The organism is Monashia sp. HAY1-11D (genome assembly GCF_056868035.1).
Genome location: NZ_CP200320.1, coordinates 1,220,629 through 1,237,204, shown reverse-complemented (window position 1 = coordinate 1,237,204; position 16,576 = coordinate 1,220,629). Strand labels below are relative to the sequence as shown.

Here is a 16,576-nt window from a genome sequence, read left to right as displayed (position 1 = left end):
TCGGACGGCGTCCGGGGCACCGGCCGGCAACCGATAGCCTTGCCGTTGGCTTGGACCACAACCGGAAGGCAGACCGATGCCGGCGATCGTGCTCGTGGGAGCGCAGTGGGGCGACGAGGGCAAGGGCAAGGCGACCGACCTGCTCGGCAGCAGCGTCGACTACGTCGTCAAGTTCAACGGCGGCAACAACGCCGGCCACACCGTCGTCATCGAGAAGGACGGCAAGCGCGAGAAGTACGCGCTGCACCTGCTGCCGTCCGGGATCCTGTCCCCGAACTGCGTGCCCGTCATCGGCAACGGTGTCGTCATCGACCTCGGTGTCCTCTTCGAGGAGCTCGACGGCCTCGACGCGCGCGGCGTCGACACGAGCAAGCTCAAGGTCAGCGCCAACGCGCACGTCATCCCGCCGTACAACCGGACCCTCGACAAGGTCACCGAGCGCTTCCTCGGCAGCCGCCGCATCGGCACGACCGGTCGCGGCATCGGCCCGACGTACGCGGACAAGATGAGCCGCATCGGCATCCGGGTCCAGGACCTCTACGACGAGGGCATCCTGCGCCAGAAGGTCGAGGCCGCCCTGGCCGTCAAGAACCAGGTGCTCGCCAAGATCTACAACACGCGCGCCGCGGACGTCGACGAGGTCGTCACCGAGCTGCGCTCGTACGCGGAGCGGCTCGCGCCGATGGTCACCGACACGGCGCTCGAGCTGGTCCAGGCCCTCGACCGCGGCGAGACCGTGCTCTTCGAGGCCGGCCAGGCGACCCTCCTCGACGTCGACCACGGCACCTACCCGTACGTCACCTCGAGCAACGCCACCGCGGGCGGCGCGTGCACCGGTTCGGGCGTCCCGCCGACCCGCATCGACTCGGTCATCGCCATCCTCAAGGCCTACACGACGCGCGTCGGCGAAGGGCCGTTCCCCACCGAGCTGCACGACGACATGGGTGAGTTCCTCCGCAAGACCGGTGCCGAGTTCGGCGTCACCACCGGACGTCCCCGCCGGTGCGGCTGGCTCGACGTCGTCATCGGCCGCTACGCCCAGCGGGTCAACGGCGTCACCGACTTCGTCGTCACCAAGCTCGACGTGCTCACCGGTCTGTCCACGGTCCCGATCTGCGTCGCCTACGACGTCGACGGCGTCCGCCACGACGAGATGCCGGTCAGCCAGAGCGACTTCCACCACGCGACCCCGATCTACGAGGAGATGCCGGGCTGGTGGGAGGACATCACCCACTGCCGCACCTTCGAGGAGCTGCCCGAGAACGCGCAGAAGTACGTGCTGCGGGTCGAGGAGCTCATCGGCGCCCGCGTCTCCGCGATCGGTGTCGGTCCGGGCCGGGACGAGATCATCGAGCGTTTCCCGCTCAAGCCCAGCGTCGCGAGCTGACCGCTGACCCACGAACCTGCTTGGACCCGAAGGACATCCATGAGTGACACGGTTGCCCCCGCCGCCCCGGAGCCGGCCCCCGAGGCCACCACCGAACCGCTCGACTGGGTGACGCGTCTGGCCGACGACGTCATCGCCGAGGCGAGGCACCGCGGCATCGACACCATCGTCTGCGCGTCCGGCATCAGCCCGTCGGGGCCCATCCACCTCGGCAACTTCCGCGAGCTCATCACGCCGCACCTCGTCGCCGACGAGATCAAGCGCCGCGGCATCGCGTGCGAGCACATCCTGTCCTGGGACGACTTCGACCGCTTCCGCCGCGTGCCCAAGCGCCTCGAGGGCGTCGACGAGTCGTGGGAGCAGTACATCGGCATGCCGCTGACGTCGGTGCCCGCCCCGGCCGGGTCGCCGCACGCCAGCTGGGCCGACCACTTCAAGGCGCCGCTGCTCGAGGCGATGGGCGCCACCGGCATCGAGGTGCGCCAGATCAGCCAGACCGAGCAGTACCGCGCGGGCGCGTACCGCGAGCAGGTCCTCCTCGCCATGCGCGAGCGGGTCGCCATCGACAAGGTCCTCGACCAGTACCGCACCCTGGAGGCGGAGGCCGACGCGCGGCAGCGGGCCACCGGCAAGGGCCGACGCCAGGACCCCAAGGCCGCGCAGCTCACCGAGGAGCAGGCGGCCGCCGCGACCGAGGCCGAGCGCGGTTCGGGCGCCGCGGCGGAGGACGACGGCAGCGAGGGCACCGCCGGCTACTTCCCGTTCAAGCCGTACTGCACCGTCTGCCGCACCGACTTCACGACCGTCACCGCCTACGACGACGACACGCACGAGCTCGCCTACGCCTGCACGAGGTGCGGGCACACCGAGACCGTCGACCTCGACACCTTCACCGACGGCAAGCTCGTCTGGAAGGTCGACTGGCCGATGCGCTGGGCCTACGAGGGCGTGCTGTTCGAGCCGTCCGGCGTCGACCACCAGAGCCCGGGCAGCAGCTTCGTCGTCGGCAAGGACCTCGCCCCCGTCTTCGGCTGGGAGCGCCCGATCGGCCCGATGTACGCGTTCGTCGGCATCGCCGGCATGGCCAAGATGAGCTCGTCCAAGGGCGGGGTCCCGATCCCGAACGACGCGCTGGAGGTCATGGAGCCGGCGGTGCTGCGCTGGCTCTACGCCCGACGCCGCCCGAACCAGAGCTTCGACGTCGCCTTCGGCCCCGAGCTGCAGCGGCTCTACGACGAGTGGGACGCCCTGAACCGCAAGGTCGAGGCCGGCGCCGCGCAGCCGGGCGACCTCGCCGCCCACCTGCGCGCCTCCTCGACGGCCTCCGGCCCGCTGCCCTCGACCCCCCGGCCGATGCCGTTCCGGACCATCGCCTCGGTCATCGACATCACGCAGGGCGACGAGGCCCAGGCGGTGCGCATCCTGTCCGAGCTTCGACCCCGACCACCCGGTCGACTCCATCGAGGACCTGCGCCCGCGCCTCGACTGCGCCGAGCGCTGGATGCTCGGCTACGTCCCGGCCGAGGACCGCACCGTCGTCCGCGAGACGCCGGACGCCGAGCTGCTCGGCAGCCTCGAGGACACGCAGCGCGAGTCGCTGCGCCTGCTGCTCGAGGGCCTCGACGCGCACTGGTCGGTCGACGGCCTGACCCACCTCGTGTACGCGGTGCCCAAGATCCAGCGCGGCATCGACCCCGAGGCCAAGGTCAAGGACCCCGAGCTGTCCGCGGCCCAGCGGGCGTTCTTCGTCCTCCTGTACCGGCTGCTCGTGTCCAAGGACACCGGTCCGCGCCTGCCGACGCTGCTGCTGGCGGTCGGCGCCGACCGCGTCCGAACGCTCCTCGGCGGCTGACGCCGCCCCGGCCAACCCCGCCCCGGCCAACCCCGCCCCGACCACCCCCGACACCGAGCGACCGCCCGACACCGTCGACGGAGCGGACCGCCCTCCACCACGCGCCGGACATGGTTCGGGCGAGGGGCGAGATGCAGGGGGGTTGCATCTCGTCCCTCGCCCGGTGCGAGTCCTCAATTGGGGGGCGGGACTACGCCGGACGTCGAGGGGGTCTCAAGGGGGAGGAGACCGGCGGGGAGGGTGTTCGCGCACCTTCGACGTCCGGACCATCATCTCTCGCCCGTGCTGAGGAGTCGATGGTTCGGCGATTCCTTGAACAAACCTTTACCTCGATGTCGTGCTCAGGAGCACGGGACATACCGGGGGGATCAGGACAGGACGGTCATCCGGTGGGCGGCTCGGGTCAGGGCGACGTAGAGCACCCGGACGCCACCGGGCGACTCGGCGACGATCTCGTCCGGGTCCACGACGACAGTGGCGTCGTACTCGAGACCCTTGGTCGACATCGGGTCGACGACCTGGACCCGGCCCTCACCGGCCCCGTCGACGGACGCGAGCGCCGGCGCGTGCCGGGCCGGCGTCACGACGGCGATGGCGCCCTCAACCTCGCCGAGCAGCGCGTCGACCGCCGAGCGCACCGCTGACAGGGACTCGGCCCCGTCGGCGCCGAGGGGCAGCTCGAGCGGCTGGACCCCGGTCTCGCGGACCGCCTGCGGGATGTCGGCGTCGGGCACCTCGCGGCGCACGACGTCGGCGGCGAAGTCGAAGATCTCGCGGGCGTTGCGGTAGTTGGTGTCCATGTGGAAGCGCTGGCGGGGCTGCGTGCCGAAGGCCTCCTCACGTGCCGACGCCGCCTCGGCCGCATCCGGCCAAGAGGCCTGCGCGGCGTCGCCGACGACGGTCCACGACGCGTGCCGCCCGCGGCGTCCGATCATCCGCCACTGCATCGGCGAGAGGTCCTGCGCCTCGTCGACGAGGACGTGGGCGTACTCCTCGGGCTTGCCGATGCGCCCGGCGAGGAGCCGGTCGGTGGGGTCGCCGCCGACGGCCTCGGCCCGCCGCTCGTCGCGGGCCGACACCGGCTGCACCTCGGTGACGCCGTACTGGCTGAGGTCGTCGAGCTCCTCGATCTCGTAGAACCCGCGTTCCTCCTGGGGCGCGTCCTGCACCGGGCCGAGGCGCGCCGCAACGTCGTCGACGAGCGCGACGTCCGCCACCGACCAGGTGCCGGTCTCGACCGCGGTCCGGAACGAGGTGGCGAGCATCGCGGCCTCGTCGTCGTCCAGCGTGCCACGCGCGTGGCGGCGCACGAGCGCCTCGTCGGCGAGCCAGAGCAGCACCTGGCGCGCGTCGACCTGCGGCCACCAGGCCTGCATGAACGCCTCGACGTCGAGGTGGTCCTCCCACTTGTCCATGAACTCGGCCTTGGCGTCGCGGTCGCCGCTGATGCCGAGCGAGCTCCACGCGGCCTCACCGAGCGAGGCCTGTGCCGCCGCGGTGGCCGCGTTTCGCTGGTGCTGGCGCAGCACCTGCGAGCGAACGCGGTCGAGATCGCGCGCCTCGAGCCGCACGGCCCGGCCGGCGACGACGGCACGGAACTCGGTCGGGGCCTCGGGGACGCGTCCGCGGGCCGCCGCGCCGAGCAGCGTGCGGATGCGCACCGACCCCTTGAGCCGGGCGACCGCGGGCGGGTCGAGCCGCTCAGTGCTGACGACGTCGAGGACGTCGCCGAGCGCACGCAGCGTCACGCTCTCCTCGCCGAGGGAGGGCAGGACCCGCTCGATGTAGGCGGTGTAGGCACCCGACGGGCCGACGACGAGGATCCCGCCGGACTCGAACCGGCGCCGGTCGGAGTAGAGCAGGTAGGCGGCCCGGTGCAGGGCGACGACGGTCTTGCCGGTGCCGGGTCCGCCGGTGATCTCGGTGACGCCGCGGGCGCTGGCCCGGATGGCCTCGTCCTGGTGCGCCTGGATCGTCGCGACGATGTCGCGCATCCGCGCGCCGCGGGTGCGGGTCAGGGCGGCCATGAGGGCGCCGTCGCCGACGATGACGAGGTCGTCGGGCGCCTCGGGCACCATGAGGTCGTCCTCGACGCCGATGACGGTCGTGCCGCGGCTGCGCAGGACGCGTCGGCGCAGGACGCCCATCGGCTGCGTGGGCGTCGCGCGGTAGAACGCCGACGCCGCCGGGGCGCGCCAGTCGATGACGAGCGGCTCGTAGTCGTCGTCGCGGACGCCGAGGCGGCCGATGTAGCGCACCTCGCGGTCCGCCGCTGCCGACGAGGCTGCCGAGGACGCCGACGCTGTCGAGGACGCCGAGCCGTTGCCGTTCGCGCCGGCGTGGCCGGCCGCCTCGGCGCGCAGCATGGCGTGGTCGATGTCGAGGCGGCCGAAGACGAGGCCCTCGTACTGGGTGTCGAGGGCGGTGCGGCGTCGGGCCGCGTGGAACATCAGGGCGTCGCGTTCGAACAGCCCCGCCGCCTCCTCGTACGCGACCTCCGCCGACTTCGTGATGCGGCCGCGGGACAGGCCCTCGGCCTGCACCGACTCGGCCCGGATGCCGGCCTTGACGAGCTCCTCGTGGACCCGGTCGACGTGCGCCTGCTCGACGGCGATCTCGCGGGCCACCTCGTCGGGGACCGCGGCCGATGCGCGCTGGGGAGATGCGTTCGAAGTGCTCACTGACATCCATGGACTCGAGGGGCGCCCTGAGCGGCGCGGGAACCATCAAGTCTAGTGTCAGGACATGCCCGAGACGGACTCCATCCCACCCACCGGCGTGCCGCTCATCGGTCGCGTCGTGCGCCTCGACGTGATGCGCCCGCAGGACGCCGACGGTCTGTTCGCCGTCTACGCGGACCCCCGCTGCTACGAGCAGGGCTTCCTCATGATGCGCCCGCACGAGTCGCCGGCCGAGACCGAGGCGCTCGTGGCCGCATCGATCGCGGCCCGCGAGCAGGGGCGGACCGCCTACACGGTGCGGCTGGTCGAGGACTCGCCCCTCGGTGCGGCGGGCACGGTCGTCGGCACGAGCTCACTCGGCGACGTCGACCTCACCCGGCAGCACGTGCACCTCGGCTGGACGATGTACGGCTCGCCGTGGTGGGGCACCGCGGTCAACCCGGAGTGCAAGTTCCTCCTCCTCGCCCACGCCTTCGAGACGTGCGGGTTCGGACGCGTCCGCATCCAGACCGACGTGCTCAACGCCCGGTCCCGCGCCGCGATCCTCAAGCTGGGAGCGGTGTTCGAGGGGGTGACGCGCCGGGACGTGCGCCGCGCCGACGGCTCGTGGCGCGACACCGCGGTGTACTCGATCCTCGTCGACGAGTGGCCGGAGGTGCGGCACCGCCTCCTCGAGCGCCTGGGCACCATGACCGCCACGGCCTGACCGGCAGGCCTGACCGGCTCGGCCTGACCGGCACGGCCTGACCCTCACGCCGCGGCGGCCTCAGCGGTGGGCGTCGGCGGCGGCCTCGACGCGGGCGAGGTAGTCGCGCCACCAGGCCGGGTCCTCCAGGGGCAGGTTCTCGCGGCCCTGGAAGCGTCCGGCCGCACCGTCGAGCTGCTCGCGCAGGATGTCGGCATGGCCGGCGTGCCGGGCCGTCTCGGCGATGAGGTGGCCCAGGACGAGCCGCACGTCCACATCGGCACGCTCCTGCGGCCACCACGGCACCCGGCCCCGGTGGTCGAGGCCGAGCGCGACGGTCCCGGCACCGAGCTTCCCAGGCCGCCCGGTACAGCGCGACGACGTCCTCGCGCGACTCGTCGGCGAAGGCGTACATGTCGTCGTTGGGCAACGCGTCGTCGTCCCACGCGGGCAGCGGCACGGTCACCTCGCGTTCGAAGGTCGGGCCCCAGTAGCCGTGCTCGACGTACGCGAGGTGCTTGACCAGACCCAGCAGGTTGGTGCCGGTCGGGGTCAGGGGGCGGCGGGCGTCGTGCTCGGACACGCCCTCCAGCTTCCACAGCACGGCGTCGCGGTGGGACTGGAGCGTCGAGACGAGCCAGGCCTCGTGGTCCGGGCCGGGGGCGTCGGGAGCGTCGGTGTTCGCCATCGGGACAGCCTCGCAGCAGCACCCGGACGAGCCAATAGGCTGGGCGCCGTGAAGGTCCTCGTCCTCGGTTCCGGTGCCCGCGAGCACGCCCTCGTCAAGGCCGTCGCCGCCGACCCGGAGGTCGAGGCCGTCATCGCGGCGCCCGGCAACCCGGGCATCGACGCCACGGCCCTCTGCGTCCCCGTCGACGTGCTCGACGGCGACGCCGTCGCGGCGCTCGCGCGCGAGCACGAGGTCGACCTCGTCGTCGTCGGGCCCGAGGCGCCGCTCGTCGCCGGCGTCGCCGACGCCTGCCGCGCCGCGGGCGTGGCCGTCTTCGGGCCGTCGGCGCAGGCCGCCCGGCTCGAGGGCAGCAAGTCGTTCGCCAAGGAGGTCATGGCGGCGGCAGAGGTGCCCACCGCGCTGGCCCACGTGTGCGAGACCGTCGAGGAGGTCGAGGCCGCCCTCGACGCGCTGGGCGCCCCGTACGTCGTCAAGGAGGACGGCCTCGCCGCCGGCAAGGGCGTCGTCGTCACCCAGTCGCGCGAGACCGCGGTCGAGCACGCCCGGGCGTGCCTGGCCAAGGACGGCGGACGCGTCGTCGTCGAGGAGTTCCTCGACGGCCCGGAGGTCTCCGTCTTCTGCGTCAGCGACGGCTCCACGGTTGTCGCGCTCTCACCCGCGCAGGACTTCAAACGGGTCGCCGACGACGACGCCGGCCCCAACACCGGTGGCATGGGGGCCTACTCGCCGCTCGACTGGGCACCCGAGGGCCTCGCCGAGGACGTCGTCGCCCGCGTCGCCCAGCCGACCGTCGACGAGATGCGCCGGCGTGGCACCCCGTTCGTCGGCATCCTCTACGTCGGGCTCGCCCTGACCTCGCGGGGGCCGAAGGTCGTCGAGTTCAACGCACGGCTCGGCGACCCCGACGGCCAGGCGTCGCTCGCCCGCCTCGAGACGCCGTTCGCCCAGCTGCTCTTCGCGGCGGCGACCGGGACGCTGGCCGAGTTCGGCCGGCTGCGCTGGTCCGAGGACCGCGCAGTGGTCGTCGTCATCGCCTCGCACGGCTACCCCGCCTCGCCCCGCACCGGCGACCCGATCACCGGGCTCGACGCCGCCGCCGAGGTGCCCGGCGTCGTCGTCCTGCACGCCGGTACCGCGCTCGACGCGTCGGGCCAGCTGGTGTCCGCGGGCGGACGCGTCCTCGACGTCGTCGCCGTCGGCCCGACGCTCGCGAAGGCGCGGCAGGCCGCGTACGACGCCGTCGCCGTCATCGAGCTGCCCGGCTCGCACCACCGCACCGACATCGCCCTGCGCGCCGAGCGCGGCGACATCACCGTGGCGGCGGCCCGATGAGCACCCGGGTCGAGCTCGACGGGTACCGGCACGTCTACTCCGGCAAGGTCCGCGACCTCTACGTACCGCTCGCCGCGGACGGCACCGAGGTCCCGGACCAGCTGCTCCTCGTCGCGTCCAACCGCCTCTCGGCCTACGACTGGATGATGTCGCCCGAGATCCCCGACAAGGGCGCGGTGCTGACGCGTCTGTCGCTGTGGTGGTTCGACCAGCTCGCCGACCTCGTGCCCAACCACGTCGTGTCCACCGACGTGCCCGACGCCGTGGCCGGGCGCGGCGTCGTGGTGCGCCGGCTCGACATGCTCAAGGTCGAGGCCATCGCGCGCGCCTACCTGACGGGCGGCGGCCTCGAGGAGTACCGCGAGAAGGGGTCGGTGTCGGGCGTCGGGCTTCCCGAGGGGCTCGTCGACGGCTCCAAGCTGCCCGAGCCGGTCTTCACGCCGACGACGAAGGCGCCGGTGGGCGAGCACGACCTGCCGATGACGCCCGCCGAGGTCGAGGCCGAGCTCGGTGCCGAGGTCGCCGCAGAGGTGTCCCGGCTGACGCGCGCGATCCTCGCCCGAGGCAACGAGATCGCCGCCCGGCGGGGCATCCTCATCGCCGACACCAAGGTCGAGTTCGGCCTCGCCCCGGACGGCTCGGGCGGCCTCGTCCTGGCCGACGAGGTGCTGACCCCGGACTCCTCCCGGTTCTGGCCGGCCGAGCTGTGGGAACCGGGGCACCCGCAGCCCTCCTACGACAAGCAGTTCGTCCGCGACTGGCTCACCTCGCCCGGGTCCGGGTGGGACCGCCGGAGCGGGGAGGCGCCGCCCGAGCTGCCCGAGCGCGTCGTCGAGCAGACCCGCGCCAAGTACGTCGAGGCCTACGAGCGGCTCACCGGCGAGCGCTTCTGAGGCCGACGGCTTCCGGTCCGCCGTCCGGGGTCCGGTCGGCCGAGAGGTCTCGCGGCCGACGACCTGTCGGCGGGCCGGAAACGGATGGCCGACGAGGAGACGGATCGGGGGACCGGACACGGGTCGCCGACGAGATCGGCCGACGGGGGGACGGCATGGTCGGTACCCCGTGCGAGCATGACGCCGTGTCCGCCCTTCCCGTCGCCGTCGCGCCCGGATCGCTCAACGCCGCCGCCCAGCCCACCGTCGACGTGGGGGAGGGGCTGACGTTGCGCCCGTTCGGCGACGACGACGCCGACGCTCTCGTCCGTGCCTACGCCGACCCGGCCATCCAGCGCTGGCACCGGCGCTCGCTGACCCACGACGAGGCGCTGGAGTGGGTCCGCGGGCGGGCGCACGCGCGATGGCAGCGCGAGACCGGCGCCGAGTGGGCCGTCGTCGACGGCGCAGGCGACCTCGTCGGGCGCGTCGGCCTTCCGGTGCTGCACCTCGACGAGGGCATCGCGGAGGTCGGCTACTGGGTCCTGCCGGAGGGTCGCGGGCGAGGCGTCGCCGGCCGGGCGCTCACCGCCATGACGGCGTGGCTCTTCGACGTCGGCCTGCACCGCATCGAGCTCATGCACTCGGTCCACAACGAGCCCTCGTGCCGGGTCGCCGTCAAGAGCGGGTTCCACCTCGAGGGCGTGCGGCGCTCGGCCCTCCTGCACCCGGACGGCTGGCACGACATGCACCTGCACGCCTGCCTGGCCCCCGCCTGACCCGCGCCTGAGTCGGGACGGCCCGTCACGTGCGGACCACGACGGCTGTGGCACGCTGGGGCCCATGAGCGAGCCCGTCGCCGAGCAGCCCGCCCCCGACACCGAGCACTACGTCGTGCGCCAGCGCGTCACGATGATGGTCAACCGGTACGAGATCCACCGCTCCGACGGCAGCGGAGCCGAGCTGGGCCTGCTGTGCTTCGCCGAGCAGAAGCGGATGAAGCTCAAGGAGGAGGTCACCTTCTTCAGCGACGCGGCCAAGACGCACGCCCTCTTCGGGTTCCGGGCCCGCAAGGTCATCGACCTCGGTTCCGGCTACGACGTCCTCGATGCCACCGGCGCGCCGATCGGCTGGTTCAAGAAGGACTTCGGCGCCTCGCTCGCCAGCTCGACGTGGCACCTGCGCGACGCCGCGGGCCTCGAGTCCACGGGCACCGAGCGCAACGCGAAGGTCGCCATCCTGCGCCGCGTGTGGGACTTCGTGCCGGTGCTCGGCGACATCCCGGTGCCCTGGCTGTTCCACTTCGACTTCCGGACGCCGCAGGGGGAGGTCGTGCTCAGCTCGACCAAGCGCATCGGCGTCCGCGACATCTACCACGTCGACCTGCCGGCGCTCGCCGACGGGCGGCGCCTCGACTGGCGCGTCGGGGCCGCGATGGCCGTCGCCCTCGACGCCCTGCAGTCCCGCTGAGACGCGGTCGGGGGCACCCGCGCGGGCCGATAGACTTCGGCCGTCCGGCACGGACGCTCCTGACCCCATCCAGACAGGGAGAACCATCACCGATGGGAAGCATCGTCGTCGACGTCATGCTCAAGCCCGAGATCCTCGACCCCCAGGGCCAAGCCGTCGGCGGGGCACTCCCGCGCCTCGGCTTCGACGGGTTCACCGACGTCCGGCAGGGCAAGCGGTTCGTCCTCACGGTCGACGGTGACGTCACCGACGGCCACCTGGAAGCGGCCCGCGAGGCCGCCGAGAAGCTGCTGTCGAACCCCGTCATCGAGGACGTCGTGTCCGTCCGGGTCCTCGAGGAGCCCGCGGACGACGCGGAGCCGAAGGACGACGCGCAGTGAAGGTCGGCGTCGTCACCTTCCCCGGCTCGCTCGACGACCGCGACGCGGCCCGGGCCGTGCGCGCCTGCGGTGGCGAGGCGGTCTCCCTCTGGCACGGCGACGCGGACCTCAAGGGTGTCGACGCCGTCATCCTTCCCGGCGGGTTCTCCTACGGGGACTACCTGCGCTGTGGCGCCATCGCCCGCTTCGCGCCGGTCATGGACCGGCTCGTGCCGGCGGCGCAGGGCGGCCTGCCGGTCCTCGGCATCTGCAACGGCTTCCAGGTGCTCACCGAGAGCCACCTGCTGCCCGGCGCGCTGATCCGCAACGACCACCGCAAGTTCAACTGCGTCGACACCCGGCTCGTCGTCGAGAACGCCTCGACGGCGTGGACCGGCGACTTCGAGGCCGGTCAGGAGATCACCGTCGTCCTCAAGAACGGCGAGGGGGGCTTCGTCGCGGACGAGGAGACCCTCGACCGGCTCGAGGGGGAGGGGCGCGTCGTGTTCCGGTACGTCCCCGACGCGGAGGGCCGCAACCCCAACGGGTCCTACCGGCACATCGCCGGAATCACGAACGAGCGGGGCAACGTCGTCGGCCTCATGCCGCACCCGGAGCACTGCGTCGAGGAGGGCTACGGCCCGAGCCTCGACGGCCGGGCCTTCTTCACCTCGCTGATCACGCACACCCTCGAGAGCGCAGCCACCGCATGAGCGACACCGCAGCACAGGCCACCGTCGAGACCGCCCCGTCCGCCGTCGACACGGTGGAGCACGCGGCGGCGACACCCGACGTCGACCAGCCGTGGGCCGAGCTCGGCCTCAAGGAGGACGAGTACCTCAACATCCGCGAGATCGTCGGTCGCCGGCCGACCATCGCCGAGCTCGCCATGTACTCGGTCATGTGGTCCGAGCACTGCTCGTACAAGTCGAGCAAGGTCCACTTCAAGCTCTGGGGCGAGAACACCACCGACGAGATGCGCGAGAAGCTGCTCGTGGGTATCGGCGAGAACGCCGGCGTCGTCGACATCGGTGACGGCTGGGCGGTGACCTTCAAGGTCGAGTCGCACAACCACCCGTCCTACGTCGAGCCGTACCAGGGCGCGGCCACCGGCGTCGGCGGCATCGTCCGCGACATCATGTCGATGGGGGCACGCCCGATCGCCGTCATGGACCCGCTGCGCTTCGGCAACCTGCACCACCCCGACACCCAGCGCGTCCTGCCCGGCGTCGTCGCCGGGGTCGGCGGCTACGGCAACTGCCTCGGCCTGCCGAACATCGGCGGCGAGGTCGTCTTCGACGACTGCTACCAGGGCAACCCGCTCGTCAACGCGCTCTGCGTCGGCGCGATGCGGGTCGAGGACATCCACCTGGCCAAGGCCACCGGCGTCGGCAACAAGGTCATCCTCTTCGGTGCCAAGACCGGCGGCGACGGCATCGGCGGCGTCTCGGTCCTCGCGTCCGAGACGTTCGAGGCCGGCGGCCCCGCCAAGCGCCCCGCAGTCCAGGTCGGCGACCCGTTCGCCGAGAAGGTGCTCATCGAGTGCTGCCTCGACCTCTACCGGGCGGGTGTCGTCGCCGGCATCCAGGACCTCGGCGGCGCCGGGCTGTCCTGTGCCACCAGCGAGCTCGCGAGCAACGGTGACGGCGGCATGCACGTCGAGCTCGACCTCGTGCCGTTGCGCGACGCGACGCTGCAGCCGCACGAGATCCTCATGTCCGAGTCGCAGGAACGGATGATGGCCGTCGTCGAGCCGGCGAAGGTCGAGGAGTTCCTCGCCATCACGGACCGCTGGGACGTCGAGGCCACCGTCGTCGGCGAGGTCACCGACGGCGACCACCTCGTCATCACGTGGCACGGCGAGGTCATCGTCGACGTGCCGCCGCGCTCGGTGGCGCACGAGGGCCCGACGTACAACCGCCCGCTCGCCCGGCCGGACTACCTCGACGCGCTCAACGCCGACTCGGCCTCCGCCCTCGAGCGACCCGAGACCGGTGAGGACATCCGCGCCCAGCTGCTGACGCTCATCGGCTCGCCCAACCTCTGCGACAAGTCGTGGGTCACCGACCAGTACGACCGCTACGTCCTCGGCAACACGGCGCTCGCCCAGCCCGACGACGCCGGTGTCGTGCGTGTCGACGAGGAGACCGGGCGCGGCGTGGCCGTCGCCACGGACTGCAACGGCCGCTTCGCCAAGCTCGACCCGTACGCCGGCGCCCAGTTGGCACTCGCCGAGGCCTACCGCAACGTCGCCACGGCCGGCGCCGAGCCGCTGGCCGTCACCGACTGCCTCAACTTCGGCTCGCCCGAGGACCCGGGCGTCATGTGGCAGTTCCGCGAGGCCATCAGGGGCATCGCCGAGGGCTGCAAGACCCTCGGCATCCCGGTCACCGGCGGCAACGTGTCCTTCTACAACCAGACCGGTGACGTCGCGATCCACCCGACGCCGGTCATCGGCGTCCTCGGCGTCATGGAGGACGTCTCGAAGCGCTCCGGCTCCGGCTTCCGCTCCGACGACGCCCACGTCTACCTCCTCGGCACGACCCGCGCCGAGCTCGACGGGTCCGAGTGGGCGCACGTCGTGCACAAGCACCTCGGCGGGGTGCCGCCGCGGGTCGACCTCGCCGCGGAGCAGGCGCTCGGTGCCGCGCTCGCGCGGGCGGCGAAGGCCGGCGTCGTCGAGGCCGCCCACGACCTGTCCGAAGGCGGCCTCGCCATCGGCCTGGCCGAGATGGCCATGCGCCACGGGGTCGGGGTCACGGTCGACGGCCTCGACCGCGTCGGGACGACCGAGGACGGTCAGCCCCTCGACGCGTTCACGGCGCTCTTCTCGGAGTCCGCGGCCCGCGCGCTCGTCGCCGTCCCGGCCGGTCGCGCCACCGAGTTCGAGCAGCTGCTCGGCGACGTGCCGCACGCGCGCATCGGCGTCACCGGTGGTCGCGACGTCGTCGTCGGCGACCTGTTCACGGTGTCGGTGTCCGAGCTGCGCTCGGCGCACCGGTTCACGATGCCCGCGGTCTTCGGCGAGTGAGCCGGCCCTAGCCGCAGCTGTCCAACGGGTGGGGCGGCGCCCTGACCGGGCGTCGCCCCACGCGTGTCAGACGACACGCCAGTCGGTGGCATCCGGCGGCTCGGGGCTGCCGATCCCCTTGTCGCCGAAGGGTTTCGCGCCCGCGCAGAGACGGTCGAGCTCGACCCCGGCCCGCAGCCCCGTCGGGAGCGGGGCGCGGGCGACGTCGCGGCGCAGCCGCTCGACCGGCAGCGGCGAGCCCGACGCGACGAGGACGACGTTGCCGAACCGTCGACGCTTGAGCACCTCGTGAGTGGCCAGGAGCGCGACGTGCGGCAGGACCTGCCGGGCCGTCGCCACGACGCGCGACACCCAGCGCAGCCCCGGCTCGTCGGCGAGGTTCCACAGCGCCACGCCACCGGTGCCGAGGACCCGCGCCACGTGCGTGGCGTAGGCCGACCCGACGAGCTCGCCGGGGACGCGTCCGGCGGCGTACGCGTCGGTCACGAGAACCGCGGCCGACGCGTCGCGCAGGCCCGCGACGCCGGTGAGCCCGTCGACGGGGCGCACCCGGATGCGGTGCCGCCGGGGGAGCGGCACCTGCTCGCGGACGAGGGCGGTCAGCTCGGCATCCGGCTCGAGGACGATCTGCGGCGAGCCCGGCCGCGTCGCCTCGACGTACCGCGGCAGCGTCAGCCCCGCGCCCCCGACGTGCGTCACGGCGAGCGGCGCAGGAGGCTCCGGGACGAGCGCGTCGAGGACGAGCGCGAGGTGCTGGACGTACTCGAAGACGAGGACGGTGGGGTCCTGCGGCTGCACGTGCGACTGGGGCGAGCCGTCCATGTGCACCGTGACCCCGCCGCGGTCGTCCCACTCGAGGGTGATGCGCCGGGAGGGACCGGCGCCGCCGTCCGGACCCGCGGCGTCGTCGGTGGGCCCGGCCCGGCGGCCGCGGGCGCTCACGTGAGGTCGACGACGAGCTGGCGCTGCTCGCCGTAGCGGCGAAAGCCGACGGAGCGCAGGATCGGTGAGGACGTGTCGACGCGTCCGTGCGTCAGGGCGAGGGTGACGCCCTGCTCGAGCACGTGCCGCAGCCGTGCCTCCAGCACGGCCCGGTACGCTCCGCGTCCGCGCAGGTCCGGGTGGGTGCCGGCGCCCCAGAACCGTGCGACCGGACCGACGAGCGTCCACCCGCCCGTGCTCGCCGCCCGGCCGTCGACCGAGGCGAGGACGCGACCGCCCGACCCCTCGGCGAGGCCGCGCTCGACCTCGTCGAGGGCCAGGTCCACCTCCGCGTCGTCCGGCACGTCGCCGCCGAACGCGAGCTGGCTCAGGACGAGCGACTCGACCACGTCGGTCCGGTCGGCGACGCGCCGCACCGTGACGTCGGCGGGCACCCCGAGGTCGGGCAGTAGGCCCTGCGACAGGTCGAGGGCGAGCACGTCCATCCGCTCGACGACCGTGCCGCCGCGACGCACGACCTCGGCCTCGAGCCCCTCCGGGCGCGTCGTGTCCGAGACCGTCCACCACAGCCGGTCGCGGCCGAGGACGCGGGCGACCGCGTGCACCTCGTCGACGAGGTCGCGCGGGTCGCGCTCGGACTCGACGACGCGCGCCCCCGTCGGCGTCAGGAACGTCGGGGGATAGGCGACGACGAGGTACTCGTCGGTGGCGACGCTGCGGGCGAAGGCAGGCACCCACGCCCACGCGTTCGACGCGGCGAGCACCGCGGCGTCGTCCCAGGGCGAGGCGTCGTCGGGCCTCCGGTCGAGCGTCACGGGCCCAGCGTAGGAGGACGCCGTGTCAGGACCCCATCGCGGTCGTGCCGTCGGACATCACGGGGGAGATGAGGCCGAAGACGTTGCCGTCGGGGTCGTGCAGGTAGGCGAGGCGGCCGACACCCGGCATGTCCGCCGGTGCCAGGGCCTCGGTGCCGCCGAGCTCCAGCCCGCGGGCGAACAGGCCGTCGACGTCGTCGACCGCGACGACGAGGTTGGCGCCGCTGACCGGGCCACCCTTCTCGGGTGCCGGGCCCTGCCGCTGGGTCAGCCCGCCGTTGATGCCGTGACCCGCCCCGCCCTGGCGCATGGACTCCTCGCCGGTGTCGATGGCCCAGTACGGCATGTCGCCGAACTGCTGGAACGACCAGCCGAGCAGCTGGCCGTAGAAGTCGGCGAGGCGCTCGGGGTCCGAACCGTGGATCTCGAAGTGGACGACGAGGTTGGACATGGTGGCTC

At 73.0% G+C, this 16,576-nt stretch carries 14 protein-coding genes and 2 pseudogenes; 10 read left to right on the top strand and 6 right to left on the bottom strand.

All coding sequences use genetic code 11. The features are described 5' to 3' along the window. Window positions 1-76 precede the first annotated feature (76 nt). Together AC1VM9_RS05770 and AC1VM9_RS05765 are read left to right on the top strand one after the other, a co-directional pair. Window positions 77-1,387, top strand: coding sequence for an adenylosuccinate synthase (locus AC1VM9_RS05770; RefSeq protein ID WP_481343330.1), 1,311 nt, complete (start codon window positions 77-79; stop codon window positions 1,385-1,387). Window positions 1,388-1,426: 39 nt separating this feature from the next. Beyond that, window positions 1,427-2,596, top strand: a pseudogene (locus AC1VM9_RS05765) (nucleotidyl transferase family protein); the annotation flags it as partial. A 1,011-nt stretch (window positions 2,597-3,607) separates the two neighbouring features. Here AC1VM9_RS05765 and AC1VM9_RS05760 read toward each other — a convergent pair. Then, window positions 3,608-5,926, bottom strand: a complete 2,319-nt coding sequence (locus AC1VM9_RS05760) for a HelD family protein (protein ID WP_483121689.1) — start codon at window positions 5,924-5,926, stop codon at window positions 3,608-3,610. Window positions 5,927-5,984: 58 nt separating this feature from the next. Between AC1VM9_RS05760 and AC1VM9_RS05755 the strand changes: the two genes are divergently transcribed. Then, window positions 5,985-6,626 (top strand): GNAT family N-acetyltransferase, encoded by a 642-nt coding sequence (locus AC1VM9_RS05755; RefSeq protein WP_483121688.1) that lies wholly within the window; start codon window positions 5,985-5,987, stop codon window positions 6,624-6,626. A gap of 60 nt (window positions 6,627-6,686) precedes the next feature. Here the strand turns inward: AC1VM9_RS05755 and AC1VM9_RS05750 are convergent, their stop codons facing one another. Both AC1VM9_RS05750 and AC1VM9_RS05745 read right to left on the bottom strand, forming a co-directional pair. Next, window positions 6,687-6,881 carry a mycothiol transferase gene (locus tag AC1VM9_RS05750; RefSeq protein WP_483121686.1) on the bottom strand — a complete coding sequence of 65 codons (195 nt, stop codon included), beginning with the start codon at window positions 6,879-6,881 and terminating at the stop codon, window positions 6,687-6,689. A gap of 133 nt (window positions 6,882-7,014) precedes the next feature. After that, window positions 7,015-7,293: pseudogene (locus AC1VM9_RS05745) on the bottom strand (mycothiol transferase); the annotation flags it as partial. A 48-nt stretch (window positions 7,294-7,341) separates the two neighbouring features. On the opposite strand from AC1VM9_RS05745, the gene purD reads away from it, so the two are divergent. The 7 genes from purD (at window position 7,342) to purL (ending at window position 14,360) form a co-directional block, all read left to right on the top strand. Further along, the gene (purD, locus tag AC1VM9_RS05740; protein WP_483121684.1) at window positions 7,342-8,628 is read left to right on the top strand and encodes a phosphoribosylamine--glycine ligase; all 1,287 of its coding nucleotides are present in this window, start codon (window positions 7,342-7,344) and stop codon (window positions 8,626-8,628) included. Next, window positions 8,625-9,521, top strand: a complete 897-nt coding sequence (locus tag AC1VM9_RS05735) for a phosphoribosylaminoimidazolesuccinocarboxamide synthase (protein ID WP_483121682.1) — start codon at window positions 8,625-8,627, stop codon at window positions 9,519-9,521. The genes purD and AC1VM9_RS05735 overlap by 4 nt, the downstream gene beginning before the upstream one ends. A 185-nt stretch (window positions 9,522-9,706) precedes the next feature. Further along, the gene (locus tag AC1VM9_RS05730) at window positions 9,707-10,279 is read left to right on the top strand and encodes a GNAT family N-acetyltransferase (protein WP_483121681.1); all 573 of its coding nucleotides are present in this window, start codon (window positions 9,707-9,709) and stop codon (window positions 10,277-10,279) included. Between the two features lie 64 nt (window positions 10,280-10,343). Continuing rightward, a complete protein-coding gene (locus tag AC1VM9_RS05725) occupies window positions 10,344-10,970 on the top strand; it encodes an LURP-one-related family protein (protein WP_481341597.1) in 627 nt (208 codons plus the stop codon). Window positions 10,971-11,062: 92 nt separating this feature from the next. After that, window positions 11,063-11,350: a phosphoribosylformylglycinamidine synthase subunit PurS gene (gene purS, locus AC1VM9_RS05720; protein WP_481341603.1), complete on the top strand. Its 288-nt coding sequence runs from the start codon at window positions 11,063-11,065 to the stop codon at window positions 11,348-11,350. Continuing rightward, window positions 11,347-12,042, top strand: coding sequence for a phosphoribosylformylglycinamidine synthase subunit PurQ (gene purQ, locus AC1VM9_RS05715; protein WP_481341596.1), 696 nt, complete (start codon window positions 11,347-11,349; stop codon window positions 12,040-12,042). The genes purS and purQ overlap by 4 nt, the downstream gene beginning before the upstream one ends. After that, window positions 12,039-14,360, top strand: a complete 2,322-nt coding sequence (gene purL, locus AC1VM9_RS05710; RefSeq protein ID WP_481341595.1) for a phosphoribosylformylglycinamidine synthase subunit PurL — start codon at window positions 12,039-12,041, stop codon at window positions 14,358-14,360. The genes purQ and purL overlap by 4 nt, the downstream gene beginning before the upstream one ends. A gap of 66 nt (window positions 14,361-14,426) precedes the next feature. On the opposite strand, the gene AC1VM9_RS05705 is transcribed toward purL, so the two are convergent. The 3 genes from AC1VM9_RS05705 to AC1VM9_RS05695 are packed head-to-tail and all read right to left on the bottom strand — an operon-like array spanning window position 14,427 to window position 16,568. Further along, entirely contained in the window at window positions 14,427-15,302 is an 876-nt protein-coding gene (locus tag AC1VM9_RS05705) for a spermidine synthase (protein ID WP_483121678.1), read from the bottom strand. Next, a complete protein-coding gene (locus AC1VM9_RS05700; protein ID WP_483121676.1) occupies window positions 15,299-16,117 on the bottom strand; it encodes a GNAT family N-acetyltransferase in 819 nt (272 codons plus the stop codon). Before AC1VM9_RS05700 ends, AC1VM9_RS05705 begins: the two co-directional genes overlap by 4 nt. 25 nt (window positions 16,118-16,142) lie before the next feature. Continuing rightward, window positions 16,143-16,568: a VOC family protein gene (locus AC1VM9_RS05695; RefSeq protein ID WP_481341592.1), complete on the bottom strand. Its 426-nt coding sequence runs from the start codon at window positions 16,566-16,568 to the stop codon at window positions 16,143-16,145. Window positions 16,569-16,576: the final 8 nt, after the last annotated feature.